The 26,339-nt window shown below is 61.8% G+C and carries 33 protein-coding genes; 26 read left to right on the top strand and 7 right to left on the bottom strand.

The annotated features are described in order from the left end of the window. The first annotated feature begins 72 nt into the window (after positions 1-72). From truA to accD, 5 genes are all read left to right on the top strand, one after another. Positions 73-861 (top strand): tRNA pseudouridine(38-40) synthase TruA, encoded by a 789-nt coding sequence (gene truA / locus U6115_RS10435; protein ID WP_043579096.1) that lies wholly within the window; start codon positions 73-75, stop codon positions 859-861. 33 nt (positions 862-894) lie between these two features. Then, the gene (locus tag U6115_RS10440) at positions 895-1,515 is read left to right on the top strand and encodes a phosphoribosylanthranilate isomerase (RefSeq protein WP_043579097.1); all 621 of its coding nucleotides are present in this window, start codon (positions 895-897) and stop codon (positions 1,513-1,515) included. Next, positions 1,502-2,704 (top strand): tryptophan synthase subunit beta, encoded by a 1,203-nt coding sequence (gene trpB / locus U6115_RS10445; protein WP_043579099.1) that lies wholly within the window; start codon positions 1,502-1,504, stop codon positions 2,702-2,704. Before U6115_RS10440 ends, trpB begins: the two co-directional genes overlap by 14 nt. A gap of 11 nt (positions 2,705-2,715) precedes the next feature. Further along, the gene (gene trpA / locus U6115_RS10450) at positions 2,716-3,504 is read left to right on the top strand and encodes a tryptophan synthase subunit alpha (RefSeq protein WP_043579101.1); all 789 of its coding nucleotides are present in this window, start codon (positions 2,716-2,718) and stop codon (positions 3,502-3,504) included. 76 nt (positions 3,505-3,580) lie between these two features. Next, on the top strand, positions 3,581-4,450 hold the full coding sequence (gene accD, locus U6115_RS10455; RefSeq protein ID WP_043579102.1) for an acetyl-CoA carboxylase, carboxyltransferase subunit beta: 870 nt from the start codon (positions 3,581-3,583) through the stop codon (positions 4,448-4,450). Between the two features lie 583 nt (positions 4,451-5,033). Here accD and U6115_RS10460 read toward each other — a convergent pair. Next, the gene (locus U6115_RS10460) at positions 5,034-6,929 is read right to left on the bottom strand and encodes an ATP-binding cassette domain-containing protein (protein WP_043579103.1); all 1,896 of its coding nucleotides are present in this window, start codon (positions 6,927-6,929) and stop codon (positions 5,034-5,036) included. 55 nt (positions 6,930-6,984) lie between these two features. Next, positions 6,985-8,010, bottom strand: a complete 1,026-nt coding sequence (gene tsaD / locus U6115_RS10465; protein ID WP_043579104.1) for a tRNA (adenosine(37)-N6)-threonylcarbamoyltransferase complex transferase subunit TsaD — start codon at positions 8,008-8,010, stop codon at positions 6,985-6,987. 115 nt (positions 8,011-8,125) lie between these two features. Here tsaD and U6115_RS10470 point away from each other — a divergent pair, with 115 nt between their 5' ends. After that, a complete protein-coding gene (locus U6115_RS10470; RefSeq protein WP_043579106.1) occupies positions 8,126-8,542 on the top strand; it encodes an OsmC family protein in 417 nt (138 codons plus the stop codon). On the opposite strand, the gene U6115_RS10475 is transcribed toward U6115_RS10470, so the two are convergent. After that, a complete protein-coding gene (locus U6115_RS10475; RefSeq protein WP_047257542.1) occupies positions 8,539-8,718 on the bottom strand; it encodes a hypothetical protein in 180 nt (59 codons plus the stop codon). The genes U6115_RS10470 and U6115_RS10475 overlap by 4 nt on opposite strands. A gap of 197 nt (positions 8,719-8,915) precedes the next feature. Here U6115_RS10475 and U6115_RS10480 point away from each other — a divergent pair, with 197 nt between their 5' ends. Then, positions 8,916-10,457, top strand: a complete 1,542-nt coding sequence (locus tag U6115_RS10480; protein WP_043579108.1) for a thioredoxin family protein — start codon at positions 8,916-8,918, stop codon at positions 10,455-10,457. Between the two features lie 87 nt (positions 10,458-10,544). Here the strand turns inward: U6115_RS10480 and U6115_RS10485 are convergent, their stop codons facing one another. Then, positions 10,545-12,551, bottom strand: coding sequence for a methyl-accepting chemotaxis protein (locus U6115_RS10485; protein WP_065202488.1), 2,007 nt, complete (start codon positions 12,549-12,551; stop codon positions 10,545-10,547). Positions 12,552-12,888: 337 nt separating this feature from the next. Here U6115_RS10485 and arfB point away from each other — a divergent pair, with 337 nt between their 5' ends. From arfB to U6115_RS10500, 3 genes are all read left to right on the top strand, one after another. Beyond that, a complete protein-coding gene (gene arfB / locus U6115_RS10490) occupies positions 12,889-13,296 on the top strand; it encodes an alternative ribosome rescue aminoacyl-tRNA hydrolase ArfB (protein ID WP_043579111.1) in 408 nt (135 codons plus the stop codon). A gap of 92 nt (positions 13,297-13,388) precedes the next feature. Next, positions 13,389-13,592, top strand: a complete 204-nt coding sequence (locus U6115_RS10495; RefSeq protein WP_021476013.1) for a hypothetical protein — start codon at positions 13,389-13,391, stop codon at positions 13,590-13,592. Continuing rightward, positions 13,589-14,212: a 3'-5' exonuclease gene (locus U6115_RS10500; protein WP_043579112.1), complete on the top strand. Its 624-nt coding sequence runs from the start codon at positions 13,589-13,591 to the stop codon at positions 14,210-14,212. The genes U6115_RS10495 and U6115_RS10500 overlap by 4 nt, the downstream gene beginning before the upstream one ends. Here U6115_RS10500 and U6115_RS10505 read toward each other — a convergent pair. Together U6115_RS10505 and U6115_RS10510 are read right to left on the bottom strand one after the other, a co-directional pair. After that, the gene (locus tag U6115_RS10505) at positions 14,169-14,531 is read right to left on the bottom strand and encodes a hypothetical protein (RefSeq protein WP_146008331.1); all 363 of its coding nucleotides are present in this window, start codon (positions 14,529-14,531) and stop codon (positions 14,169-14,171) included. The two genes, U6115_RS10500 and U6115_RS10505, sit on opposite strands and share 44 nt — an antisense overlap. A gap of 92 nt (positions 14,532-14,623) precedes the next feature. Next, positions 14,624-15,070, bottom strand: a complete 447-nt coding sequence (locus U6115_RS10510) for a hypothetical protein (protein WP_146008330.1) — start codon at positions 15,068-15,070, stop codon at positions 14,624-14,626. Between the two features lie 482 nt (positions 15,071-15,552). Between U6115_RS10510 and U6115_RS10515 the strand changes: the two genes are divergently transcribed. The 11 genes from U6115_RS10515 to U6115_RS22790 all read left to right on the top strand — a co-directional run bounded on the left by U6115_RS10515 (position 15,553) and on the right by U6115_RS22790 (position 20,334). Beyond that, positions 15,553-15,867: a hypothetical protein gene (locus tag U6115_RS10515; protein ID WP_047236603.1), complete on the top strand. Its 315-nt coding sequence runs from the start codon at positions 15,553-15,555 to the stop codon at positions 15,865-15,867. Positions 15,868-15,904: 37 nt separating this feature from the next. Continuing rightward, the gene (locus U6115_RS10520; RefSeq protein WP_043579113.1) at positions 15,905-16,339 is read left to right on the top strand and encodes a Mor transcription activator family protein; all 435 of its coding nucleotides are present in this window, start codon (positions 15,905-15,907) and stop codon (positions 16,337-16,339) included. 272 nt (positions 16,340-16,611) lie between these two features. Next, entirely contained in the window at positions 16,612-16,872 is a 261-nt protein-coding gene (locus U6115_RS10525) for a hypothetical protein (protein WP_047236604.1), read from the top strand. Further along, positions 16,865-17,080, top strand: coding sequence for a TraR/DksA family transcriptional regulator (locus U6115_RS10530; RefSeq protein ID WP_076098137.1), 216 nt, complete (start codon positions 16,865-16,867; stop codon positions 17,078-17,080). Before U6115_RS10525 ends, U6115_RS10530 begins: the two co-directional genes overlap by 8 nt. Continuing rightward, positions 17,080-17,301: a hypothetical protein gene (locus U6115_RS10535; RefSeq protein ID WP_080770304.1), complete on the top strand. Its 222-nt coding sequence runs from the start codon at positions 17,080-17,082 to the stop codon at positions 17,299-17,301. Before U6115_RS10530 ends, U6115_RS10535 begins: the two co-directional genes overlap by 1 nt. Before the next feature lie 33 nt (positions 17,302-17,334). After that, positions 17,335-17,769 carry a Gp37 family protein gene (locus tag U6115_RS22785; RefSeq protein ID WP_369816126.1) on the top strand — a complete coding sequence of 145 codons (435 nt, stop codon included), beginning with the start codon at positions 17,335-17,337 and terminating at the stop codon, positions 17,767-17,769. Next, positions 17,769-17,954, top strand: coding sequence for a hypothetical protein (locus tag U6115_RS10540; protein ID WP_043579116.1), 186 nt, complete (start codon positions 17,769-17,771; stop codon positions 17,952-17,954). The genes U6115_RS22785 and U6115_RS10540 overlap by 1 nt, the downstream gene beginning before the upstream one ends. After that, positions 17,944-19,371 carry a phage tail sheath subtilisin-like domain-containing protein gene (locus tag U6115_RS10545; RefSeq protein ID WP_043579117.1) on the top strand — a complete coding sequence of 476 codons (1,428 nt, stop codon included), beginning with the start codon at positions 17,944-17,946 and terminating at the stop codon, positions 19,369-19,371. The genes U6115_RS10540 and U6115_RS10545 overlap by 11 nt, the downstream gene beginning before the upstream one ends. Before the next feature lie 2 nt (positions 19,372-19,373). Then, positions 19,374-19,892, top strand: coding sequence for a phage major tail tube protein (locus U6115_RS10550; RefSeq protein WP_043579118.1), 519 nt, complete (start codon positions 19,374-19,376; stop codon positions 19,890-19,892). A gap of 3 nt (positions 19,893-19,895) precedes the next feature. Beyond that, complete coding sequence (locus tag U6115_RS10555) at positions 19,896-20,192, top strand: phage tail assembly protein (protein WP_043579119.1); 297 nt, start codon at positions 19,896-19,898, stop codon at positions 20,190-20,192. Next, entirely contained in the window at positions 20,179-20,334 is a 156-nt protein-coding gene (locus U6115_RS22790; protein ID WP_080770305.1) for a GpE family phage tail protein, read from the top strand. Before U6115_RS10555 ends, U6115_RS22790 begins: the two co-directional genes overlap by 14 nt. 56 nt (positions 20,335-20,390) lie before the next feature. On the opposite strand, the gene U6115_RS10560 is transcribed toward U6115_RS22790, so the two are convergent. Next, positions 20,391-20,882 carry a hypothetical protein gene (locus U6115_RS10560; RefSeq protein ID WP_146008329.1) on the bottom strand — a complete coding sequence of 164 codons (492 nt, stop codon included), beginning with the start codon at positions 20,880-20,882 and terminating at the stop codon, positions 20,391-20,393. 286 nt (positions 20,883-21,168) lie between these two features. Between U6115_RS10560 and U6115_RS10565 the strand changes: the two genes are divergently transcribed. The 5 genes from U6115_RS10565 to U6115_RS10585 are packed head-to-tail and all read left to right on the top strand — an operon-like array spanning position 21,169 to position 26,330. Next, on the top strand, positions 21,169-23,553 hold the full coding sequence (locus U6115_RS10565) for a phage tail tape measure protein (RefSeq protein WP_043579120.1): 2,385 nt from the start codon (positions 21,169-21,171) through the stop codon (positions 23,551-23,553). After that, on the top strand, positions 23,553-24,482 hold the full coding sequence (locus tag U6115_RS10570) for a phage tail protein (protein WP_052258260.1): 930 nt from the start codon (positions 23,553-23,555) through the stop codon (positions 24,480-24,482). The genes U6115_RS10565 and U6115_RS10570 overlap by 1 nt, the downstream gene beginning before the upstream one ends. Next, the gene (locus U6115_RS10575) at positions 24,482-24,697 is read left to right on the top strand and encodes a tail protein X (protein WP_043579121.1); all 216 of its coding nucleotides are present in this window, start codon (positions 24,482-24,484) and stop codon (positions 24,695-24,697) included. Before U6115_RS10570 ends, U6115_RS10575 begins: the two co-directional genes overlap by 1 nt. Beyond that, positions 24,685-25,713 carry a phage late control D family protein gene (locus U6115_RS10580; protein WP_043579122.1) on the top strand — a complete coding sequence of 343 codons (1,029 nt, stop codon included), beginning with the start codon at positions 24,685-24,687 and terminating at the stop codon, positions 25,711-25,713. Before U6115_RS10575 ends, U6115_RS10580 begins: the two co-directional genes overlap by 13 nt. Further along, a complete protein-coding gene (locus U6115_RS10585) occupies positions 25,713-26,330 on the top strand; it encodes a phage baseplate assembly protein V (RefSeq protein ID WP_052258262.1) in 618 nt (205 codons plus the stop codon). Before U6115_RS10580 ends, U6115_RS10585 begins: the two co-directional genes overlap by 1 nt. Positions 26,331-26,339 lie beyond the last annotated feature (9 nt).

Consider the following 26,339-nt stretch of genomic DNA (forward strand, 5'->3'; position numbering starts at 1 on the left):
GGGTAGAGTGGCAGTTTTGTCGCATCCGCGCGCAAGGCGCGGCGGTTGCCGGGATGGAATGAAAGAGTGGGCATGAGAATCGCGCTGGGCATTGAATACGACGGCCGGGCGTTTGCCGGCTGGCAGACCCAGCCGCATGGCAATACGGTGCAGGACAGGCTGAATCAGGCTTTGAGCCAGATCGCCGGCAATCAGGCGATAAGTACCCTGGCGGCCGGCCGGACCGATGCGGGCGTGCACGCGGCGATGCAGGTGGTGCATTTCGATACCGAGGCCGCCCGGCCGCTGAACGCCTGGGTGCGCGGCGTCAATGCGCTGCTGCCGCCGGAAATCGCGGTGGTGTGGGCGCGCGAAGTGGATGAAACCTTCCATGCCCGCTTTTCGGCCTTTTCCCGCAGTTACAGTTATTTCCTGCTGAGCAGCCCGGTGCGGCCTTGCCTGTTGGCCGGCAAAGTAGGCTGGTTCCATCAGGCGCTGGATGTGGGCGCGATGCGCGCCGCGGCGGGCAGGCTGCTGGGCCGCCATGATTTTTCCAGCTTCCGCGCCTCGGAGTGCCAGGCCAAATCGCCGGTCAAGGATTTGCAGCAGCTGGATATCCACGACAACGGCGGCCTGCTGCGCTTCGACCTGAAAGCCGACGCTTTCCTGCACCATATGGTGCGCAATATCGTCGGCGCGCTGGTGTATGTCGGCAAGGGCGCGATGGACGCCGACGGCATGTCGGCGCTGCTGGCGGCCTGCGACCGCACCAGCGCCCCGCCCACCTTCATGCCGGACGGGCTGTACCTGACCGGGGTGGGCTATCCGGAACCGTTCGCCTTGCCTTCGCAGTTTGCGGCGGAACGATTGGCTTTGCGGTAATATTCAATCGTCATAACAAGGGCGTAACGCGCGATGGTCAGAATCAAGATATGCGGCATCACCCGGGCGGAAGATGGCGCGGCGGCGGCGGCGCTGGGCGCGGATGCCGTCGGCCTAGTGTTTTACCCCCCCAGTCCGCGCAATGTCAGCCTGGAGCAGGCGCGGGCGGTGATCGCCGCTCTGCCGCCCTTCGTCAGCGTGGTGGCCTTGTTCGTCAATCCGGCGCGCGAGTGGGTGGAGCAGGTGCTGGCCGCGTGCGCGGTGGATGTGCTGCAGTTCCATGGCGAGGAAGAGGCCGAGTTCTGCCGCTCTTTCCGCCGGCCTTACCTGAAGGCGGTGCGGGTACGGCCCGGCATGGACTTGCTGGAGTGGGCCGGCCGCTATCCGGACGCGCGCGGCTTGTTGACCGACGCCTTCGTAGAGGGCGCGCACGGCGGCACCGGGGCCACCTTTGACTGGACCCTGCTGCCGGAAGCGCTGCCGCTGCCGTTGATACTGTCCGGCGGCCTGGACGAAAGCAATATTGTGGAAGCCGTGCGCCGGGTGAAGCCGGCGGCGGTGGATGTCTCCAGCGGAGTGGAGGCGTCCAAAGGAATCAAAGATGCGGCCAGAATGGCGGCATTCATATCAGGAGCAAGACATGGATCGGTATGATTTTCCGGATGCGCAGGGCCATTTCGGTCCTTATGGTGGCGTCTATGTCGCGGAAACCTTAATGGTGGCGCTGGACGAATTGAAGGCGGAATACGCCCGAGTCAAGGCCGATCCGACGTTCTGGCAGGAATTCCATCACGAATTGAAGCATTACGTCGGCCGCCCCAGCCCGATCTACCATGCCAAGCGCTGGTCCGAGCAGCTGGGCGGCGCGCAGATCTACCTGAAGCGCGAAGACCTCAACCACACCGGCGCGCACAAGATCAACAACGCCATCGGCCAGGCGTTGCTGGCCAAGCGCATGGGCAAGAAACGCGTGATCGCCGAAACCGGCGCCGGCCAGCACGGCGTGGCCACCGCCACCGTGGCGGCGCGCTACGGCATGGAATGCGTGGTGTACATGGGCGCGGAAGACGTGAAGCGCCAGTCGCCCAATGTGTTCCGGATGAAGCTGCTGGGCGCCACCGTGGTGCCGGTGGAGTCCGGCTCCAAGACGCTGAAGGATGCGCTGAACGAAGCGATGCGCGACTGGGTGACCAATGTCGACTCCACCTTCTACATCCTGGGCACCGCGGCCGGCCCGCATCCTTACCCGATGCTGGTGCGCGATTTCGTGTCGGTGATCGGCGAGGAATCCAAGATGCAGATGCCGGAAATCATCGGCCGCCAGCCCGACCTTGTGGTAGCCTGCGTCGGCGGCGGCTCCAACGCCATAGGCATGTTCCATCCCTATATCGACGTTCCCGGCGTGCGCATGGTGGGCGTGGAGGCGGGCGGCCACGGCATAGATAGCGGCCGCCATGCCGCGCCGATCACCGCGGGCGCCAAAGTGGGCGTGCTGCACGGCGCCAAAAGCTACCTGATGCAGGACGAAGACGGCCAGGTGGTGGAGACCCATTCGGTGTCGGCGGGTCTGGATTACCCGGGCGTCGGCCCGGAGCACAGCCATCTGAAGGACATCGGCCGCGCCGAATACGTGGCGATCAACGACGAGGAGGCGCTGCAGGCTTTCCACGACTGCTGCCATCTGGAAGGCATCATCCCCGCGCTGGAATCCAGCCACGCGCTGGCCTGGGCCGCCAAGACCGCGCCGACCATGAGCAAGGACAAGGTGATCCTGGTCAATCTGTCCGGCCGCGGCGACAAGGACATCAATACCGTGGCCGGCCTGTCCGGCATCACGCTGTAAGGGGGCGCTGTATGTCACGTATTGCCAAGTGTTTCGCCGATCTTGCCGGCAAAAAGGCGCTGATCCCGTTTATTACCGCCGGCGACCCGCATCCGGGGTTGACGGTATCGCTGATGCACGGTCTGGTGGACGGCGGCGCCGACATCATCGAGCTGGGCGTGCCGTTTTCCGACCCGATGGCCGACGGCCCGGTGATCCAGCGCGCGTCCGAGCGCGCGCTCAAGCACAAGGTGGGTTTGCGCCACGTGCTGGAAATGGTGGCCGAGTTCCGCCGCACCAACGCCGTCACGCCGGTGGTGCTGATGGGTTACCTGAACCCGCTGTGCGCGATGGGCTATGCCGAATTCGCCCGCCGGGCCAAGGAAGCGGGGGTGGATGGCGCGCTGACGGTGGACTGTCCGCCGGAAGAAGCGGCAGAATTGCAGGCGGCGCTGGACGCCGCCGGCCTGGATACGGTATTTCTGATTGCCCCCACCACGCCGCCGGCGCGTGTGGCGGAAATCGCCAAACTGGCGCGCGGATACGTTTATTATGTGTCCCTGAAGGGGGTGACCGGCGCCGGACATCTGGACATTGATGACGTAGCGCGTAAAATTGCTGCCCTCAGACAAAAACTGCCGTTGCCGATAGGGGTGGGCTTTGGGATTCGCGACGCCGCGACCGCCAAGGCCATCTCCTCCGCCGCCGACGCGGTGGTGGTGGGCAGCCGGCTGGTGCAGGAAATCGAGGCGGCGACACCCGAAACTGCCAGAGAGCAGTTAACTCATCTGGTGGCCGAACTGAAGGCCGCCATCCGCTAGAACACTGACGGAGGCGAGGCCTCCGTCTTCCTGTGGCCGGGATATGTCCCGGACACTCAAGATTCAAGGAGTCAGCATGAGCTGGTTGAACAAGCTCCTGCCGCCGAAGATCAAGCGCGAAAACCGCGCTGACAAGCCTTCGGCGGTACCCGAGGGGCTTTGGAGCAAGTGCCCGGAATGTGAAGCAGTTTTGTATTACACCGACCTGGAGAGCAATCTGCAGGTCTGCCCCAAGTGCAGCCACCATCATCCGCTGACGGCGCGTCAGCGCCTGAGCCTGCTGCTGGATGAAGAGGGCCGGCGCGAAATAGGCGAGGAAGTCCGCCCTGTGGACATCCTCAAGTTCAAGGACAGCAAGAAGTACCCCGACCGCCTTACCGCGGCCAAGAGTGACACCGGCGAAGACGACGCGCTGGTGGTGATGCAGGGCAGCATCCATTCGCTGCCGGCAGTGGTGGCCGCGTTTGAATTCCGCTTCATCGGCGGCTCCATGGGCTCGGTGGTGGGCGAGCGCTTCGTGCGCGGCGTGCAAGCCGCGGTGGAAGCCAAGGTTCCGTTCATCTGCGTGGCGGCCTCCGGCGGCGCGCGGATGCAGGAGGGCCTGAATTCGCTGATGCAGATGGCCAAGACCAGCGCCGCGCTGCAACTGCTGTCAGAGAACAAGCTGCCGTTCATCTCGCTGCTGACCGACCCGACCATGGGCGGGGTGTCCGCCTCTTTCGCCTTCCTGGGCGACGTGGTGCTGGCCGAACCCAAGGCGCGCATCGGCTTCGCCGGTGCCCGCGTGATCGAGCAGACCGTGCGCGAAACGCTGCCGGAAGGCTTCCAGCGCGCCGAGTTCCTGCTGGAAAAGGGCGCGGTGGACATGGTGGTGGATAGGCGCGAGTTGAAGCGCAAGATCGCCGGCCTGATCACCCTGCTGATGAAAGAACCGTCGGTCGCCTGATTCGTTTCAGTGCGCCGTCCGGCCAATGCCGTCCGCTGTCAAAAGCGGATGGCATTTTTATTTGGCGCGCCGCAGCTTGGATGCGCCTGACTTCCCGCCGCCGCATCGTCGCGCAGGCCGAGATGCGGGCATGCTGGGTGTTCGATATTCGTTTGCCGTCCAGGCCGGCCTGGCTGCTTAAAAAATGAACATGCTGATTTTATGCTTTTATTTCAATGGGCTGTTGGGTTTATCCACAGTCTGTCACCAGGCTTGTTCCGGAGCGGTGTGGGTAAGCGGCGATATTGCCTGTTTTTTAATCTGATTCGGCAAGTTGTTCAATCTAAAGATAAAAGCCGGGCTATCCCGGGCTTGTCCACAGCTTTGTTCTATTTGGATGTGGATTGTGTTGGAAAGCGAAAGCTCCGCGGCTTATGGCTATCCTGCAAAGAGGGGCTGCGGCGAGAGCGCGGCGGTTCGGTTGCCCGGTTTTCGGCCTGTCTAGCCTTTGCCGGCGGCTTGCCAATGCGGGTCGCGTACGGCGAAAATAAAAACACCCCTGCGAGAGGGGTGTCGTCAATGGGGTGGAAGCGGGCGCGAGCGCTTACTCCATCGCCTCCAGCTGTTCCTGCACGTCCATCCATTCTTCTTCCACGGTTTCCAGCCGGCCGGCCACTTCGCCCTGGCGTTTGACGCTGTCGGCCAGTTTTTGGCGGTTGGCGTCGTCGTAGGCCTCGCTGGACGACAGGAAGGCTTCCAGCTGCGACTTTTCCTCGCTCAGCTTGTTCATTTCCTGTTCCAGCTTGCTCAGGCGGTTTTGCAGCGGCTTGCGCTGCTTGGCCAGTTGCTGGCGCGCTTCGGCTTCCTGGCGCTTCTGTTCCTTGCGGTTGACGCCTTGCGCGTCGCCGCTGGAGGGCTGGCTGCCTTCGGCCAGCTGGGCGATGCGCCACTGGCGGTAGTCTTCCAGATCGCCGTCGAACGGCTGCACCTTGCCGCCGCTGACCAGCCAGAACACGTCGGTGGTGGACTCCAGCAGGCTGCGGTCGTGCGATACCACGATCAGCGCGCCGCTGAAGTCCTGCAGCGCCAGCGTCAGCGCGTGGCGCATTTCTAGGTCAAGGTGGTTGGTCGGCTCGTCCAGCAGCAGCAGGTTGGGTTTTTGCCAGACGATCATCGCCAGCGCCAGCCGCGCCTTCTCGCCGCCGGACATCGGGCCGGTGGGGTCGGTGGCGTTGTCGCCGCGGAAGTTGAAGCCGCCGAGGAAGCTGCGCAGCTCCAGTTCGCGCGCGGTGGGGGCCAGGCGCTGCATGTGCTGCAGCGGCGATTCCTCCGGCCGCAGCGTTTCCAGCGTGTGCTGGGCGAAGTAGCCTATCTTCAGCGTTTGCGCGTTGACGCGTTCGCCGGACAGCGGGTCCAGGTCGCCGGACAGCAGCTTCACCAGCGTGGACTTGCCGGCGCCGTTGACGCCCAACAGGCCGATGCGCGCGCCGGACTCCACCGACAGGCTGATCTGGGACAGGATGATCTTGTCGCCATAGCCGGCGTTGGCCTTTTCCAGCTTCAGCAGCGGGTTGGGCAGGTTGTCCGGGCTGTCGAAATGGAAGTCGAACGGCGAGGACACGTGCGCCGGCGCGATGCGCTCCAGCTTTTCCAGCGCCTTGATCCGGCTTTGCGCCTGGGTGGCCTTGCTGGCTTTGGCCTTGAAGCGGTTGATGAACGATTCCAGATGGGCGATCTGGCGCTGCTGCTTTTCGTATTCGCCCTGCTGGCGCGCCAGTTTTTCCGCGCGCATGGTTTCGTACTGGCTGTAGTTGCCGGTGTACAGGGTCAGGCTCTGGTTGGCCACTTCCACGATGTGGCTGCAGACGCTGTCGAGGAAGTCGCGGTCGTGCGAGATCATCAGCAGGGTGCCGGGGTAGCTCTTCAGCCAATCTTCCAGCCACAGCACCGTTTCCAGGTCCAGGTGGTTGGTCGGCTCGTCCAGCAGCAGCAGGTCGGAGCGGCACATCAGCGCTTGCGCCAGGTTCAGCCGCATGCGCCAGCCGCCGGAGAAGCTGGCCACCGGGCGCTGCTGGCCGGCTTCGTCGAAGCCCAGGCCGGTCAGCAGCTTGCTGGCGCGCGCGGGCGCGGAGTAGGCGTCGATATTGGCCAGCTCGCCGTGCAGGTGGCCGATGGCGTTGCCGTCGTGCTTGCCTTCCGCGATGGCCAGCTGGGCTTCCAGCGAACGCAGCTCCTTGTCGCCATCCAGCACGTAATCGAGCGCGCTGCGCTCCAGCGCCGGGGTTTCCTGCGCCACGTGGGCCAGGGTCCAGTTGGGCGGGATCAGCGCGTCGCCGCTGTCGGCGTGCAATTCGCCCAGCAGCATGGCGAACAGGCTGGATTTGCCGACGCCGTTGGCGCCGGTGAGGCCGGCCTTGTAGCCGGGGTTGAGCGTCAAATTGGCGCCGACCAGCAGTTCTTTCAGACCGCGGCGCAGGTTGAGGTTTTTCAGTTGGATCATGGCGTTTTGCTTGGCCGCGCCGGCGCTGGGCGGCGGCGCGGCTAAATGGGTGGGTTTATACCGCCGGCAGGCTGGAGAGGTCCCAGCGCGGCTTGATGCTGTAGCCGCCGGCCGGTTCGGCGAATTTCAGCCGCATCGCGCCGGCGAAGGCGATCATCGCGCCGTTGTCGGTGCACAGCGCCAGCGGCGGGTAGAACACCTCGAATTTGCGCCGCGCCGCGGCGTCGTCCAGCGCCGCGCGCAGCTGCTTGTTGGCGCCGACGCCGCCGGCCACTACCAGCCGCTTCATGCCGGCCTGCTTCATCGCAGCCAGCGATTTTCTCACCAGCACCTCGACGATGGCCTCCTGGAAGGCGCGGCAGATGTCCATCCGCGCTTGTTCGTCGATTGCGCCGTGCTCGGCCTCCACTTGCTTCGTCAGCGTCAGCACCGCGGTTTTCAGGCCGGAGAAGCTCATGTCCAGGTTGCCGGAGTGCAGCATCGGGCGCGGCAGCGTGAAGCGGCCGGGGTTGCCGGATTCGGCCAGTTTGGACAGCAGCGGGCCGCCGGGGTAGGGCAGGCCCAGCAGCTTGGCGGTTTTGTCGAAGGCTTCGCCGGCGGCGTCGTCCACCGTTTCGCCCAGGATTTCGTAATTACCTACGCCGCGCACCGCCATCAGCTGGGTGTGGCCGCCGGATACCAGCAGCGCCAGAAATGGAAACTGCGGTTTGGGGTCGGCCAGCAATGGCGACAGCAAATGGCCTTCGAGGTGGTGGACCGGAATCACCGGGATGTTCAGGCCGAAGGCCAGCGCGTTGGCCATGCTGGCGCCCACCAGCAACGCGCCGCCCAGGCCCGGGCCTTGGGTGTAGGCGATGGCGTCCAGGTCGGCCAGCTGCTTGCCGGCGTCCTGCAGGCAGGCTTCGGTCAGCGGAATGGCGCGGCGGATGTGGTCGCGGCTGGCCAGTTCGGGCACCACGCCGCCGTATTCGGCATGCATCGCCATCTGCGTGTGCAGTTGATGCGCCAGCAAGCCCTGTTCGGTGTCGTAGAGGGCGACGCCGGTTTCGTCGCAGGAAGATTCAATACCAAGTACCAGCATGGTGCAGCTCAGATATAACGGGACAATCTTTCCATTCTACAGGTGATTCTTTGTCGTCCCAAATCGGCAATGATAGTCTGATGGCCATTTTCATTGAAAAAGCAGGGGATAAGCGATGCAGGCGAGGCTGAAATGGGTGGACGGCGTGTGCTTCATGGGCGAGAGCGGCAGCGGCCACGCGGTGGTGATGGACGGCGCGCCGGAAGGCGGCGGCCGCAATCTGGGGCCGCGGCCGATGGAGCTGCTGCTATTGGGAACCGCTGGCTGCACCAGCTATGACGTGATCACCATTCTGAAAAAGTCGCGCCAGCAGGTGACGGATTGCTGGGTGGAGATGGAGGCCGAGCGCGCCGACGCCGAGCCCAAGGTGTTCACCAAGATCCATTTCCATTTCGTGGTGACCGGCAAGGAACTGAAGCCGGACGTGGTGGAGCGGGCGATTAAATTGTCGGCGGAGAAATACTGTTCCGCCTCCATCATGTTGGGCAAGACCGCCGACATCAGCCACGATTTCGAACTGCGCGAAGCCTAAACGGCGCGCAGGGCATCAAGTTCCGCCGATAGCTGGGCGATGAGGATGCCGATGATCGCGCCGGCGCATAGGCTGGAGAGGTTGACGGTGCGGTAAGAGAGGATCTGGCCGATCAAGCAGAGGGCCAGCAGCGACGACAAGAGCAAGATTCGATGTTTGCGGTTCTTCACGGGCATGGCTGGGTTTTCCGGCGGAGTGACGAGCCCCATTTTTCCTCGCTCGCCGCGGGTAGGTCAATGTCATTTCGCGCTTGGAGCCGGCTAGGCATCAGGGATTTGCAGCGGGCTTGCTAAGCAAATCGCCAGTTGTGCTATATGCTTTGTGAATATTTGGTTTAGCATGGGCCATTACCCATTTTGAACGAGGCTGGATCATGAAGCGTACTTTACTGGCGTTGTCCCTGGTGCTGGCCGGCCTGGCCCCGCTCTCCCATGCCGATGTCGCCGACGGCCACGCGCTGCCGCCCGGCATCAGCTGGCAGCAGGGCGACGTGCCGGCGGCTTTCGCCAAGGCGCGCAGCGAAAACAAGCCGGTGTTCCTGTACTGGGGCGCGGTGTGGTGCCCGCCGTGCAACCAGGTGAAATCCACCATCTTCAACCGGCCCGACTTCATCGCCGCTACCCGCCAGTTCGTGCCGGTGTATCTGGACGGCGACAGCGCCAACGCCCAGCAACTGGGCGAGCAGTTCAAGGTGCGCGGCTACCCGACCATGATCTTGTTCCGTCCCGACGGCACGGAAATCACCCGCCTGCCGGGCGAGGTGGATCCCGAGCGCTACCTGCGCACGCTACAGCTGGGCCTGGTGACGGTAAAGCCGGTGAAGGCGCTGCTGGCGGACGCGCTGGCCGGCAAGCCGCTGGCGGCGGAAGATTGGCAACTGCTGGCCGACTACGCCTGGGATGTTGACCAGGGCCAGATCATTCCGGAGAAGGACGTCACCGCCACGCTGGCGCAGCTGGCGCAACGGGTGCCGGCGGCGCAGACCGCCACCGCCACCCGTTTGCGGCTGAAGGCGCTGGCGGCGCTGGCGGGCGAAAAGGAGCCGCCGCCGTTCGACCACGAAGACGCGCGCGCGCAGCTGCTGCAGGTGCTGGCCGACGGCAAGCTTAGCCGCGCCAACGCCGACATCGTGATTTACGCCGCCAGCGATGTGATCAAGCTCTTGGGCGACGACGCGGCCGGCAAGCAGGCGCTGCAGCAGGCCTGGGGCCGGCAGCTGGCGGCGCTGGAGGCGGACGCCACGCTGTCTTGGGGCGACCGCCTGGGCGCCACTTCCGCCTTGCTGTCGCAGTTCAAGCAGCAACACCCCAAGCAGCCTCTGCCGGCGTCGCTGCTGGCGGACGTGCGCAGCCAGGTGGCCGCCGCGGACAAGGCGAGCGCCAATCCCTACCAGCGCCAGGCGGTCATCACCGCCGCCGGCGAATTGCTGGCCGATGCCGGCCTGCTGGACGAATCGGACAAGTTGCTGCAGGCGGAATTGAAAACCTCGCACGCGCCGTACTACCACATGCTTATTCTGGCCTCCAACGCCAAGGAGCGCGGCGACAAGGCCGCGGCGCTGGCCTGGTATGAAAAGGCCTACCAGGCGTCGGAAGGGCAGGCCACCCGCCTGCAGTGGGGCGCCAGCTATGTCAGCAACGCGGTGGAACTGGCGCCGCAGGACGCCGATCGCATCGAAAAGGCCGCCAGCGAGGTCTTCTCCGACGCGGGCCGCTCCAGCAGCGCCTTCTACGAGCGCAGCCGCCGTTCGCTGGAAAAGATCGCCAGCCGCCTGAAGGCCTGGAACCAGGACCAGAAGCACGCGGACGAAATCGGCCGCCTGGCCGGCCAGCTGAACGGCGTGTGCGAAAAGCTGCCGGCCGGCGACGCGCAAAAGCCGGTGTGCGATGGCCTGGTGAAAAACCTGAAGTCTTGATCCGGCGCTGGCGCGCATCGCAAACCCCCGCCCCGCCCCGCCCAGGCCAGGCCTGCGGCGGGGGTTGTCATTTGCGGGCGGGCGCGCTTATTCGTAGATCGGGTTGTGGCAGAAGAATAGGAAGGCTTGTTCCAGTTGCGCCAGTTGCTGCGGGTTCGGGCGGCCGAACGAGAAGCCGTACAACTCGCCTTCCTCGGTTTTGCGTGTCCATAGCAACTTGGCCGTGAGCGTCAGTGGTTGCTGCTTGGAATAGCGTTCGATGGAGTCTTGCGGCAGCTGGATGCTGAGCGGCAGTTCGCTCCCGGCCTTGGCCTGCAGCGGCATCGGCAGCCGCAGCTGCAAGCCGGTCAGGCTGAAGTCCACGGTGGTGGCGTCGCGCTTCTGGCCGCCGTCGTCCACCTGCACCAGCAGGTTCTTGTTGACGCGGGGATGGCGGCGGTGTTCGTTGCTGCGCGCAGTCGGCGTCCAGTTGGGGTCGAAGCGGAATTTCTCCATGATCTGGCTCAGATTGCCCGTCACCCGGTACAAGTCGCGGCTGATGACGCCGGTGGTCCGCACTTTCAGCGCGTTGCCGGACATATTGTCCAGCAGCTTGGCCAGCGTAGAGCGCAAAGTGTCCAGGCGCTGCATCTGGGTGGAGCTGGCGTCGCTGATCTGATGGGCGGCATGGACATTGTTGTCGATGTCGTGCACCAGGCTGGAGATGGCGGTGCTGGCTTCTTCGGCTTTTTGCATGCCGGCGCGGGTCCGCTCGATGATGCCCTGCACCGACTGAGTGTTTTCCTCTATCAGCTGGTTCAGATTGCCGATGATGGCGGTGATTTCATCGGTAGCCTGGCCGGCATGGTGGGCCAGCTTGCGCACCTCGTCGGCCACCACGGCGAAGCCGCGTCCGGCTTCGCCCGCCCTGGCGGCTTCTATCGCGGCGTTCAGCGCCAGCAGATTGGTTTGCTCGGTGATGCTGGATATGGTCTGGGTGATGACCTGGATTTTCTGATTGGCCTCGCTCAAGGCCTGGATTTTGCCCTCTGCCTGCTGCGCCTCGTCTACGGCGCGTCCCATCTCCTCGATATTGCTGCGCATGGTGGCCATGCCCTGGTTGGCGCTGAGGCGAGCCTGGTCTGCGTGTTGGCTGACTTTCTGCGCGATGGCGCGCACCGATTCCGTGGTTTCCTCGAGCACAGTGGTGGCCTGGCGCACCTCATCCGAGTGGCCCTGCTCCCGTTCCGAGTTGTCGGTGATGTGTTTGGAAATTTCGGAAATCTGGTACGAGGACTGGCCGACCTGCTTGGTTTCCTGATCCAGCAGCCGCAGGTGCTCCGTCAATTTCTGCGTCATCGTTTTCATCGAGCCCAGCAGGCTGTCCGTCGACTGCGACTGGTTAGCGACCTGCAAGGACAGGTTGCCGTCGGCTATTTCCTTTGCCACTTCGGAAGCGTAAGCCGGCTCGCCGCCCAGCAAGCGCCGCAGACTGAGGTATTGATAGCTGTTGGCGGCCAGTATGAGCAGAATGGCCAATGCCGCGATGGCGGCGTTCAGCAGCGCGGTTTGCCGCAGGGCGCTTTCCTGTGCGTTGTTCGCCGCGCTGAATAGTTGTTCGATGCGCTTGGACAGTTCTTCAAGTTTCTTGTCTATCGCGTCAGTGGTGTCGTCAAAGCCGGAGCCGGGTTTTTTCATGATGGCGTTGCCGGCCTCGCGGCCCTGCCGGATGTAGGCCTCCACCATCGCGCGTCCTTCTTCGTGCAGGTGGTTGACTTGCGGTTTCAGCGTCTGCAGGTCGGCGGCCAGTTCCGGCAGAAGTTGCGACAGGGTATCCAGCTCGGTCAGGGCTTGTTTCCAGTTGCTTTCCTCGTCCCGGTAGTCGTCGGCGGTTTCGCCGGTGGCGGCGGCATCGGTCAAGAACTGCTGAATCTGCACCACGTTGTAGCGGGCGTTTTTGAAATGCAGCAGGGCGGCCGACGCATTGCCGCTTGCCGTGGCGGCCTGTCTCAGCGAGGCATTCCCCTGCCATATCAGCAGGTTGCCGAACAGCAAGGGGATGACGGCGATGGCGGTGCCTATGGACATGAGTTGGCGAATGGTCAGTTGTCGCATCAGGTTCTCCGGTCAGAAGTGGGAACATGTTTTTTGAGCTAAGCAAGAATCCTTTAGCTATGGCAAGGAGCATCAAAATAAAAGCGCCGGCGCGTTAATGATAGATGGATGGGCGCGGGCTCGCTGCCAGTCATGTCAGCGCCCGCGCGGGCGGGAAGCGCTTCGTGGAGGGGAGGATATCGCCGACGCGGTGGCGTTTTTGATCGGCAGCAGCTTCGTCGCCAGCCAGGTGCTGATCTGCGACGGCGCATCCGTTTGGGCGCGTAAGCGGCAAGCCGCGCGGACCTGGCGGCCCGCGCGGCTTATAATGCGGTTTTAAGAAACCGTTTTCTTCTCCATGTCTGTTTCCCGCTATCTCGTCAAAGAGGATGAGGTGGCGTTCACCGCGATGCGCGCCCAGGGCGCGGGCGGCCAGAACGTCAACAAGGTTTCGTCCGCCATCCACCTGCGTTTCGACATTGCCGCGTCGTCGCTGCCGGAGTGGCTGCGCGAAAGATTGCTGGGCCTGAACGACACGCGCATCAGCAAGGAGGGCGTGCTGGTGATCAAGGCGCAGCAGTACCGCACCCAGGAACAAAACCGCGCCGACGCGCTGCTACGGCTGCAGGCGCTGGTGGACAGCGCCAGCCACACCCCCAAGGCGCGCCGCGCCACCAAGCCCACTTATGGTTCTCAGCAGCGGCGGCTGGCCGGCAAGTCGAAGCGCGGCGCCATCAAGTCGCTGCGCGGCCGGGTGGACGACTGACGGCGCGGCAAGCGCGTTTTGGCGCTTGCATGCCGGCCAAAGCCGGGTACAATGCCGGGCTCGATAATGTACTGAATTGCAAGGAAAACCCGATGTCGAAAAAGCCGCAAGAAAAACTGGATGAGGAAACCCTGGCGTTGCTGGCCTGGTGCGCCGAGGTGGAAACCCATCTGGTGGCGGCCGGCGCCACCGAAGCCGAGGCTCAGGAGCATATCGAAGAGCAGGCCGAATGGTATACCGACCAGTTTTTTGACGGCCTGACGCCGGAAGAGGCCGCCAAGGCGGCCTTGGCGTGAGACAGCGCGTCGCCGTCATCGACTTTGAAACCACCGGCATCACGCCGGGGCCGGATTGCCGCGCCACCGAAATCGGCGTGGCGATGGTGGAAAACGGCCGGGTGGTGGACCGTTTTCAAAGCCTGATGAACGCCGGCGTGCGGGTGCCGCCGATGATAGAGGCGCTAACCGGCATCAGCAACGCCATGCTGCGCGCCGCGCCGCCGGCCCACGCGGTGATGCGCGACGCCGCCGCCTTTGTCGGCTCCGCTCCGCTGGCGGCGCACAACGCCAGCTTCGACCGCAAGTTTTGGGATTACGAACTGGCGCAGCTGGGCCTGGCGCGCGGGCAGGATTTCGCCTGCACGCTGCTGCTGTCGCGCCGGCTGCTGCCGCAGGCGCCCAACCACAAGCTGGGCACGCTCACCCGCTGGGCCAGCCTGCCGGACACCGGCCGCGCCCACCGCGCGCTGGCTGATGCCGAAATGGCCGCCAACCTGCTGTGCCACCTGGAAGACACCCTGCGCGGCCAGTTCCGCCTGGGCGATGTGAACCACGGCATGCTGTGCAAGCTGCAAAAAGTGGCCGCGGCCAAAATCAGGCCTTATCTGGACGAATTGCAGGCCGCGCAGCGGGTTTGACCACGGCGCGGCCCGGCCGCGCATGGGCGAGATAGGCCAATACCCAGGCGGCCAGCCACTGGCCGGCATCGTCCAGAAAGAAATGGATGAACGCGATGAAGAATGGCGCAACCTTGAACAGGGTTGCGCCATTTTTGTTGCCGCCCGCCATCGTTGCTGGAGCCGGCCCGTCGTCATAGCGCGCATCGTTGGCGGCGTCCGGAGCGGGATGCGAGACCCGCGGATGGCCGGGCGAGAGGGGCTGGCCGCCACGTGAAGGGGAGGGCTCAAGTGCCCCGGCCAGCAGTTCCCTCAAGGCCTGTTGGGTCTCGTCTTGCATTCAGAGGATGACTGATATGCATGCGAAAAGTCTTGATGTTATCCCAGCCGTTCCCTGCAAGATACATGGCCACTTGGCCAAGTAGCCCAGTGCTATGCCACCAGCGCTTGCAGCGCCATCAACATGCCATCCCGTCCGCCGCCTTTGCTGGCGTAGTCATATAGAAACGCGACCACGGCGCCGCGCTTTTCCGACTTCAGTCTGAGGTTGCGCTCCTGTAAAACCTGATCCAGCACAGTTTCCACCATCTGCAGCGTCTCCAAGTCAATTTGGGGAGGGCTGATCGCAACGCTCCGTTTGGCTGGGGCGCCGCCGACCGAATACGACGAGGTCTGGTCATCTGCTCGGGTGGTCCCCGCGTCTGCCTTGACCAAATAGTGCTCGGGCAGGCGATACACCCTGCGGGTGCCCCCCAGTCCCGTTCTTTCCTCGCCATACCACCCTTCTCGTTCCGCCCGAGCGGCGATGGCGACTTTGCTGCCGGGCAGACCTGGCAATTTGAGCGCGGCGATTTCACTGGCGGATAGTAATGGTCCCACTTTTCGCTTCCTTCTTGAATCAGTGGAGATTTATTGAAACCTTCCACTTTTCTGATGGACTTCAGTATTTTTCCGAAATTTCAGGCTGTTGCGTGGGCGTCACATGGCATAAGTGAAAAGTTTTCCCGAGTTGACTTTGCACTTTGTTGGCGCTTATGCTTTTGCCATCAGTGCCATGAAAAGACTTTCACTAAACCATGGCCTGCTTTGTCAGGTAAGCCTGGGCTGTGTCTGAAATCTTTTCTCAGGGTAGTCAGACGAACCCCTGCATGGAATTCTAAGCGGATAAAGTGGAAAGTGCCATGTTTGTTTTCTCAAAAACAGTTCTGGGAAGGAGGAAAGTTTTCCACTTTGGAGACATTGTGGCGTGATGGATATCTTGGTTGCCGCGGCTCCGATCTTTGGGGTGGCAAACCATCCGGTTGCCGGTGGCTGAACGGTTTGACTCCGCTGGCTGCGCGGGAGTGGAACGCCAGCGCGCCATGAACCTTGTGGATGATTTGGGGGAGAAAAAAATGATAGACGCGAACAGTCCATTGCGGCCGCTACGCAATGCGGCCATCGTCGCCTCGGCCCACAGAGTGGCTGCCGCGGTGGAGAGATTGACCCGGCTCGGTTTCACCGTGATGTGGGTGGAGTTGCTTGAGCCGCGGCAACCGACGATACGCATAGAGCCGCATCCAGATTGCCGGCGGATGGCGGGCCAAGGCGATGCTGCCCATGACGACTTCTATAGCAGCCCGAAGGCTGGCCGATTCAGAATCAACGGCTGTCTGGTGGTCTGGACCGAATATTAAGCTGCCGCACTTTCGCACATACCAGGAGAACAAGACGATGAAGCTGGAACAGTTGCCAAACTTGTTGCCGGAAACCGTACGCCTGATTGCCGGCATGATAGGACTGCCTAATACGTTGAAACTGGTGGAGAACTTGGGAGGTACCACCTTTCCCGTCAGCAAGAAGCGCAGCAGGCTGGGGGAGGCTCGTTACCTGGCTCTGGCAGAAGTGGTGGGAGTGGAGGCGGCAGATCGGCTTTGCCAGCATTACGGTGGAGACCTGCTTTACATTCCGCGCTGCGCTAGCGCCTTGCGTCGATTGCGTGATTACGCCATTTGCGAGGCTTTTGATCGGCTCAGCCGCGAGTTGGGCAGCAATGCCGCGGTCAGCCAGCTGGCCCAGCAGCATCGGCTGACAGACCGCCGCATTTGGGACATTTTGAAGCGCACCGATTGCAGTGACCCGGCGGCTACCGATCCCCGCCGCCACTGAAGACCTTCCCGCTCCAGCGCTCTTCTTGCGTTGGGCACAATCAGGGCATTCCAGCATGCAGAGTGCCGCTGTTTCCGAATCGGCCGCAAACCGCAGCGCCAAACTCGCGGCAATCTTTTCTGAATGACAGGCAGCGCGTGAACGATGCTCCGCCGGGGCATGCAATGAATTTGCACGCCTGGCTGGCGATTTGTTATCCGTCCGGCCGCATCGATGCGCGATGCCTGTTTCCTGCTTGCGGTTTGTCTCGAATGACCCGAAGGAGAATCGTAATGCGAATTTCCGATCTGATCTGCCACCCCCGCAGCCGACGTCTGTCGCATGCCAAGCTGTGGGCCAATGTGGCATGCGCGACCGCCACCGCCATGTTTTTGTACCAGGGCGGGCGCGACATGCTCGGCCCTGAGCAGTGGCTGCTCTATCTGGGCTTGGTGGGCGGGTATTCCGCGGCCTTGAGGCTGATTGACTCCCGCCGGAGCCGAGCCGGAGGCCTTTCCGCAGAGGACGATGGCGGGAGGCACCGCCATGACTGATCTATTCGATCAAGCCCAGGCATTGGAACAGCGCCAGCGGGAGGAGGCTTTGGCGCGGCAGGCGGTGCGCATGAACCTGGCCGGCGCGGCCAGTTATAGCCATTGCCAGGAGTGCGGCGATGATATTCCTGCATCGCGCCGCCGCGCAGTTCCCGGCTGCCGGCGTTGCCTGATTTGCCAGAAAAGCCATGAAAAAGGTTGGTGCTGATGCTGGAAAGCGGTGGGGAGTTGACCCGCGCGCTTGGCCGGATCGAGGGCAAGCTGGACATGATAGCGGCCAGCCAAGTGGGACAGAGCGAGCGGCTGGATGGCTTGGACGCTCGGCTGCGCCAAGTGGAGCAACAAGCAGCGCGCGTCGGCGCCATCAGCGGCTGCGTGGTCGCGGTGTTGACTGCTATCGCGGCGGAGATGCTCAAGCGAGCTTGGTAGGGTTTTCATTTTTACTCGGGATTCACTATGGACATGGTCACTGCGATAGAAGACGCCTGCATCCAGCGGCTGGGAGCGGCTTTGCAGCTCTTGGACATGCCAGTGTTGCCGGGTCCGCCGACACGGCGAGAAACGGCGGCATGGCTGGCATACCGCGGTTCCCGCTTGGGGCGGAGGCAGGGGACAGCGCAATGGCGCACTTTGCGCTTTGAACTGCAGTTGAGCGCAAGCGAATTGCGCACAGACAAGGGACTGTATGCACAACTGGCGGCGGTATATCGCTGCTTGCTTGGGTTTCGGCCGGTAGGCGCAGAGCCTTGTCGGCGTGTACGGGATAGCCGGATTCAGCAGGGCCAGGATGGCTGGCGCTGCAAGGTGCATCTGGCTTGCCGTGTATTGGCGGTGGCGCAGCTGGATGGGGAGGCCGCGCCGTCGCTCACCGTAGTCAACCACGAGGAGGGTGCTTGATGATCTACCGCTACGATGGCCCGCCGTCCGGCGTTACGCTGGCCGATGGCCGCGAAGTGATGCTGTTTTGCGGGCAAGAGGCTGATTTGCCCGAGGACGGCGAATATACCCGCGCGCTGTTGGCTCAGCGCTATTTGCAGCCAGCAGACCGCCAGCTCAACCAAGGAGAGACTCATGCCGGCTAATTTTCTGCACGGAGTGGAAACCATCGAAGTGGAAAAGGGCGCGCGGCCGGTACGGGTGGTGAAATCCGCCACCATCTTGCTGGTGGGCACGGCTCCCAAGGGCAAGCCGGGCGAGTTGACTTTGTGCCTGTCGGAGCGAGATGCCGCGGCGTTTGGACGTGGCCATGCCGGCTTCACCATCCCGCAGGCGCTGGCTGCCATTTACGATCAAGGCGCAGGCACGGTTCTGGTGTTGAACGTGCTGGACTCCTCTCTCCACAAGAGCGCGGTGGAAAACGAGAACGTCAGCTTCGATAGCTCGGGCCGCGCGCGCTTGCGTCATCCCGCGGTGATGGGCCTGGAATTGAAAAGCCTGGATGGCGGCAGGAACTACGTAGCCGGAGTCGACTACCAACTGGATGCCGATAGCGGGGAGCTGTCGCGTTTGAAAGCCGGCGCGATCGCCAGCCTGGCCACCGTGCGGGCGAATTACAGCTATGCCGATCCCGCCAAGGTGACCGCGGCCGACATCATCGGCGGCGTGGATGCCGCCGGCCGCCGCACGGGCTTGAAGGCTGCCAAGGACGCATTCAGCGCGTTCGGCTTCCTGGCCAAGCTGGTGATCGCGCCGGCCTATTGCACCCAGGCTTCTGTGGCGGCGGAAATGGTGGCCGTGGCCGAGCAGACTGGCGCTTTCGCGCTGATCGACGCGCCTATCGGCGTTTCGGTGCAGCAGGCGCTGCAAGGGCGGGGGCCGGGTGGCGCGATCAACTTCAACGTCGGCAGCGAGCGCGCCATCCTGTGCTACCCGCATCTGAAGGTGTGGGATGACCAAACCAACGCGCCGCGGCTGGAGCCGTTCAGCCAGCGCTTGGCCGGCGTGATCGCGCGCAAGGACCTGGACAAAGGCTATTGGTGGTCGCCATCCAACACCGGAATCCAGGGCGTGATCGGCATCGAAAGGCCGCTGACGGCATTGCTGGATGATGCCAATGCCGAAGTGAACCTGCTCAACGAAGCCGGCATCGTCACGGTGTTCAATGCCTTCGGCAGCGGCTGGGAGGTTTGGGGCAATCGCTCCGCCGCCTGGCCGGTGTTGTCGCATATCAGGAATTTCATTCCGGTGCGCCGTACCGCCGACATCATCAACGAGAGTCTGCGCTATTTCAGCAAGCAATACATGGATCGCCCGCTGGACCAGCCGTTGATCGACAGCCTGGTTGGCAGCATCAACGCTTTTTTCCGCAAACTGATCGGCGACGGCGCCATTCTCGGCGGACATTGCTGGTTCGATCCCGCGCGCAACGTCAAGGAAGAGCTGGCTGCCGGCCATCTGCTGCTGCAGTACAAATTCACTCCGCCGCCGCCCATGGAAAGACTGAGCCTTGAGGCCGAGATTTCCGACGAGTACCTGCTGAATCTGAAAGGGGAGCGATAACCATGGCCGTGCAAGTCAACAATATCGTCAATGCCAATATCTACCTGGGCGGCAACAACCTGCTGGGTTGCGCCGAAGAGATCAAGCTGCCGGTGCTCAAGGCGGTGATGAAGGACCACAAGGCGCTGGGCATGTTCGGCAAGCTCAAGTTGCCGGCGGGGTTCGAGGCGCTGGAGGGCGACATCAAGTGGAGCTCGTTCTACCTGGATGCCTTCCGCGCAGTGGCCAACCCTTTGCGCGCGTTGCAACTGATGTGCCGCTCCAACGTGGAAAGCTGGAATGCCCAGGGTTTGAGCCAGGAGCGCGAGCTGGTGACTTTGCTGACGGTGTCGTTCCAGGAGTTTCCGTTAGGCTCGTTCAAGCAGCACGAGCAAGTCGACTTCCCCAGCAAATTCACCGCCACCTATATCAAGCAGACCCTGGCTGGCCAGGATGTGGTGGAACTGGATGTGATGTCGAATATCTTCCGCGTCGGCGGAGAGGACATGCTGGCCAATTACCGCAGCCATATCGGAGCCTGACCCATGAGCGAAACCATTCAGCCGCAACCAGCTGGCAGCCTGATCGAGAGCATCACGGTAGAACTGCTGGCGCCCCTGATGCTTGGCAACGGCTCCCGCGTCTCGCAACTGACGCTGCGTCGTCCAAAAGTGAAGGACGTCAAACTGGCGGCGCGTTTTGGCGAACGCCAGGAAGAGCAGGAAATCGGTTTGGCGGCTTTATTGTCCGGTTTGGCCGCGGAGGACATCGAGAACCTGGATCTTGGCGATTGGCGCAAGGTGCAGGAGTCTTTTCGCCGGATGCTGGGTGACAACGGCTGAGTTATGGGCCGGAGCGGCATTGCTTGCCAAGTGGTTTCATTTCCAGCCGTCGGAAATAGATGGCCTGGAGGTGGCGGATTTCCTGGCATGGTGCGAACGGGCGACTGAGCAAATTCGGACCGAACAAGAAGCGTACGGTTAAGGCAGTTTTATGGGGCAATGAAAGCCGCCGCGATTTGCGGCGGCTTTTGCATTGAGTCATGGGTTGTTGCCGATGGAGATGAGAACGAAGCGTTTATCTGGGGAGTGAGCTGCAGTGAAAGTTCCAGGCTTTTCTCCATTCCATTTGTTTTTTCCAAACCGTTTGGCTAGGGATGGGCTGTAGTATAAATCGACTACTCTTCCTGAGTATTTTATTTTGTATGTTCTAACTATTTTCCAGTCTTTTGGGAAATAGCTTGTGACTAGTATTCTGGCGTGGTCAGTGTTGATCTCAGTTGGCCAGAAAATGCCTATTTCTTCAGTGTTTCCCTTGTTGGTTTCATCGGTTAGTAGTATTAATCCAGATTGTAAGCATGGGTAGTTATAGTATGGGCTGGATGATGGGCAGTATGTTTCTTTCGGGCCATACTTTGATATCAGTTCATGGTAAGGCATTCCGAGTCCACCGGAAATGAATGGTGATGCCAAAGCGAATGGTGATATGGCGGTCAAGCAAGTAAAGAAAATAAGTTTTGAGAAGATGGACACGTTTTACTCCTGGCGAAAATGGTTTTGGTTTTTTAGGCATAGGATGAAGGGTTATGCCCTAGAAGCTAGTTTTTCATTTTTGGATGATACATCACACCCGGATGTATGGCTTTTTCTGTGATATGCCGGCCTAAAGTACAGTTTGGCATGTGGTATGGCTGATCTACTGAATGTCTTCTTTCTCGATTTGTGTCTATCGAACAGACATCATGGCAGGAGCGTTAGCCCTTCCGGATCTCGGATTGGCTACGTGAATTCTGTCAACCAACTGATGCGAAGGTAAGAGATGGATAGTCCGGTAAAACTTGAAATTCAGGTTGCCGCTCGCGACTTGGCTAGCGGTGTATTGCTGGATATCGGCAATGCGGCGGTATTGCAGGGGCAGCGGGCTACGAGGGCGTTCAATCACATCGGCGATGCGATTGAGTCGGTTTCCGGCAAGCTGCTTGGCTTGCATGGATCGTTCCAGTCACTCGGGGGGAGGATGCTTGGTCTGGCAGAGCAACCTGCGACAGCTTTCACCCGCATGGATAGCGCGCTGGCGAGCTTGACCTTGTCGCTGCTGGATCGCAGCGGCAAGGCTGGAGAGGGCTTGGCGCTGATTCGCGACAAGGCTGTGGCATTGGGACGCGCCCTGCCGGGGGGCGAGGTGGACATGCTGCTGGCCGGCAAAGCTTTGATTGATCAGGGTATGGTTTATCAGGAAGTCGTGGCTGGCGGTTTGGAGGCTAGCGCCAAGCTTGGCGCGGTATTGCGCGAGCCGCCGCAAGAGGCGGCCAAGCTGGTGTCCATTTTGAAGGAGGTTTATGGTTTGTTGATGGATGATTTGCCAAGTGGAGCTAACATTCTTCAACAGGCCAGTTTTGCTTTTAATAAGAAACCTGCTGAATTAGAGCGAATCCTTTCTCTCCCAAACAATGTTAGGGATGGTTTGGGTGTGAATGGCATCAATGATTTGAAGAGCGTTTTGGCATTGGGGAATAGTATTGGAGGGTATGTGGGTGGACGTAGTGATGAATTCATCAATCTATTGGCAGAGGTGGAGGGGCGGAAAGATACTCTATTGCCCAGTAATGGTAATGCAATACGTCGGGCTAATTTAAAATTGGCAAGCTATGGAATTAAATTAAAATTTTTCAATGAGGCAGGTGGTTTTCTTGGGGTTGATAATTTGGCAAAGCAGATTGGTGGGTTAGGCGAAGTGAAGAGGTCGGAGAGAAATGAGGTGCTGCAGGTTCTATTTGGTAGGCAAGGAGCTAAGGCCGCTGAAGCTATAGCAACCGCTGGGGTTGCAGGCTACCAAGCCTCTCTGGACAAGCTTGATAAGCAAGCCTTGCTGCAGGACCGCCTCAGCGTCATCCAGAAGGAAACCCTGAATTTGTGGAAGTCGTTGAATGAGTCCATCAGTACGACACTGTCGTTATTGGCCGGCCCCTCCATCAAGGAGTGGGGAGAGCCCTTTGGCCAGGTGCTGCAGGGCAAATCGGAAAAGATGGGAGATTGGGTCAAAGAGCATCCTGCTACCGCGAAATGGGGTTTCGGTTTGCTGGCCGGAGTCGCGGTAGCCGTTTCAGGGCTGGGAGCATTGGGTTTGCTTTTGGCTGCCGTCGTCAGAGGGCTGAGTGTGTTCAAAGGTGCGTTTGACGGCATCTTCAAATTGTTTGGCGGCAAGGGAAAAGGCGTGGCTGGCCAGGTGTTGACAGCTTTACATGTCCAGAAAGTTTTCATTACCAACTGGCCGGCTGGAGGTTTGGGAGGCTCGTCGGGCGTGGAATGGGGAGACGGCAAGCCTAATGGCCGAAATGAGAAACCCAAGCCGCGAATCCGCTTGAAGCCCGGCGCATTGCCGACAGGCAGCGCCGGCATGCTCCCAAGGAGCGGCGCTTCCGGCGTGGTCGGAAAGATGGTTTCCGGGGGAGTGGCGTTGGCGGCCGGCGCGGGGAGCATGTTGAAAAGCGGCGGGGGGGCAGCCTTGAAGCTGTTGGGACGGGTGCCGTTGCTTGCTGTCGGCATGGCGGGGGCGGAGGCTTGGGCCATCAGCCGGAATGCCGAATTGACCCAACAACAAAAAGACCAGGCTCACGCTGGTGTCGCTGGCGGATTGACCGGGAGCGTGGCCGGCGGTTTGGCCGGCATGGCGGCGGGGGCGGCGCTTGGGTCCGTTGTGCCGGTCATTGGCACCGCGATAGGCGGCGTTATCGGCGGATTGATCGGTTCCATGGGCGGCGATATGGGTGGCCGTTGGTTGGGCGGCGCCATCCATGATGCGGTTTCCTCTTCTCGCAATCCGCCGGTTGTGGCGCGGCCTACGGTCGGCGGCGGCTTATCCGGCGCCAGCCCGCAGGCCGGCGGAACATCCGGATATCCGGCAGCGGCTTTGACTGCCGCGGGGCATGCGCAGAAAGGGGCTGGCGCGCCGGTGGCGATGGCGTCTGTGTCTTTGCCGCCAGCCAGGCCGCTTGCGGCTGCCGAGCTGGCCAGCAAACCATTGGCCAAATCGCATGCGCTCGTCCCAGAGGTGAAGGTGCATTACGCTCCGGCGCTCACCATTCATGGCGATGTGATTCCTGGGCAGATGGAGACATTCCGCAAGTTGCTGGAGGCCAACGCCCGCTTGGTGGGGGAGATCGTCAGGCAGCAAACCGTTCAACAGCAAAGAGGAGCGCTTTGATGCAATTTGCCTTGTTAGGGGAGATGCAATTTGAGCTGATTACGTATTTCAATGGACTGGATGGCCGTTTTGCCGCTGATTTCGCCGAACATGCCCGCATCGGCGGCAAGCCCCGCTTGCAATGGACCGGCGACCGGTTGGATGAGTGGAGCTTGAAACTGAGGTTCCATGATGGCTATTGCGATCCGGAGGATGAGGTGTTGAAGCTGCGCGCCTTGTTGGCCGAGCATAAGGTTTTGCCTTTCATTTTGGCCAATGGCCAATACAAGGGTGAATTCGTCGTCGCGGAGTTGTCGGTAGTCGCCGAGCATACCGACGCCGATGGCCGGCTGGTTTCCGCCGATGCCGATTTGAAGTTGCGGGAATCTGCGCCGCTTTTGCCCAGGCCTGCCAAGCCATCTGGCCCTGCGGTATGCAAACTCGGCCAACCTGTGCCGGCGGGTGTCGGTCAGCGGGTCAGGTTTGGTGGGGGGACGGCGGCTTTGTCTCCAGACAAGCAGGCGATAGGCGCGGCTATCCGTTCTGCCCGGCAATTGACGGATGCCGCCGGGGCTGCGCATTCGGCATTGGCAGCGGCTCAGGCTTTGGCAAGCAATCCTGTCGGCGCTGTGGCGCAACTGACGCGCGCGCGCCGAGATCTGGAGACGCTGGGGGAATCCAGCGGCGCGATGCAGTTGGCGCTGGGATCGGTGCGTTCGAGGCTGGGAGAGGCTGCGCCTTTGATCCAGGCGGCAACCGTTGCGTCGGAGGAGGCTCGCAATATGCGAGCCGAACTGGATGGTTTGACGCCGGCCAATGTGGCTGGGCGCATGGCGCGCATGCAAGGTTCGATGAGTCGGTTAGATGGGGCATGGGGCCAGACGGCGGCGCCTTTGGCAGGACTTGCCGCGCATTCCCAGCTGCGCAGCGCCAGAATGGGAGGAGCGTGATGCAGCAACTGATCCATACCACCAGCGACGGCGAGCGCTGGGATCAGATCGCCTGGCGCTATTACGGCGATCCTTATGGCTATGTCCGCCTCTTGGAGGCCAATCCGGCGGTGGCCATCCAGACCAGGTTGCCGGCGGGCTTAAGGCTGGCCATTCCGTTGATCGAAGAGGACGATGCGCAGCCAGTGGAGGCGCTACCGCCATGGAAACGTTGACGGGTATGCGGGATCCGGCTCGGCCGGCGTTCAAGATCCAGTGGGCGGGCCGGCAGGTGAGCGAGGAATTGACGCCCTTCATCCTGCGCTTGTCCTACACGGACCATGAGGAAGGCCAGTCGGATTCGATGGATATCACGTTGGAAGATGTCGATGGCCGTTTTCGCTCGGGCTGGTATCCCACGCATGGCGATAGGCTGCGTCTGCAACTCGGCTATCAGGATGGCGAGCAATTGGATGGCGGCGAGTTCGAGATTGACGAAGTAGAGCTGTCCGGTCCGCCGGACATCGTCGTCATCCGCGCGTTGGCCGCCGGGGTGACGCGCCCGCAACGCACGCCGCAAGGGCGCGGTTATGACGATACCACGCTGGCCGCTATCGCCCAAAGCATCGCTGGCAGGCAGAAACTGGCATTGATAGGGAGAATCGAACCCATCCGCATTATCCGCGCCACGCAAATCCATGAGACCGATCTTGCTTTTCTGCGGCGGCTGGCCGGCGAATACGGTTATGCGTTTTCTGTAAAAGGGGGGCGGCTGGTGTTCTGCAAACTGGAAGATCTGCATCGAGGCAAGCCGGTATTGGAACTGCGACGCGGAGATATCAGCCGTTACGGCTGCCGCGACAAGATCAAGGGCGTGGTGAGACAGGCTTCGGTTAGCTACCATGATCCGCGTACCCGACAATGTGTCAGCCACAGCGCGCGGCAGCGTAATGGAACGGCTAGCGGCGATGCCATCAAGCTCAATAGCCGGGTAGAGTCGGCGCAGCAGGCCCGCGTCAAGGCGGAGGCCGCGATGACGCGGCAGCGCTTGGAGGCGACCTCGGTCTCATTGACGCTGTATGGCAATCCCAAACTGGTGGCGGGAGTGAACTTCAGCTTGCTGGATATGGGGGCGTTGTCCGGCATCTACCATATTGTGAGCAGCCGGCATGAGATGGACCGCGGCGGAGGCTATCGGACGGAGGTGGAGGCCAGACGGCTTGCGCGCAAAACCGGCAAAGGAGACAAGTAATGGCGGCTGCTACGGGAGGGGCATCGTATAAGACCGGGATAGTATTTGCCGCCAGGCCCGGGTTTGCCCGGGTGAGTTTCCCCGACCTGGACGGATTGGTAAGCGGCTGGCTGCCGCTGACCATGCGCAAGACGCTGCGCGACAAAGAGTGCCTGACGCTGGATGTCGGCGAGCAGGTGGCATGCCTGATGGACGAGACTTTTGATGATGGCTGCATTGTCGGGGCCATTTATTCCGATGTCGATCGGCCCCCTATTGCCAGCCCGGACAAGTTGCATTTGAGCTTCCGGGACGGCGGGAGCCTGGAGTACGACCGCGCCAGCGGCACGCTTGCGATTGTCGCCAGCGGTCCGGTGCGGCTTGTCGCCGGCGGACTTGTGACGATAGCCGCGGCGGAAACCCTGATGACTGGCAATGTCACGGTGCAAGGCCGGTTGACCTATCAGGGCGGCTTGCTGGGTTCTGGCGGCGGCACTGCGGCGCAGATTCTGGGCGGCATCGAAGCCAGCGGCGATATCGTGTCCGGCGGGGTCAGTCTGCGTTCTCATGCCCATATGGAGCAGGGCGATGGCGCGCCAACCAGCCCGCCAACCAGCCCGTCTCGCGGAGCGGACTGAAGCCTTTCC

The organism is Chromobacterium subtsugae (assembly GCF_035919665.1).
Classification (GTDB): Bacteria; Pseudomonadota; Gammaproteobacteria; order Burkholderiales; family Chromobacteriaceae; genus Chromobacterium; species Chromobacterium subtsugae.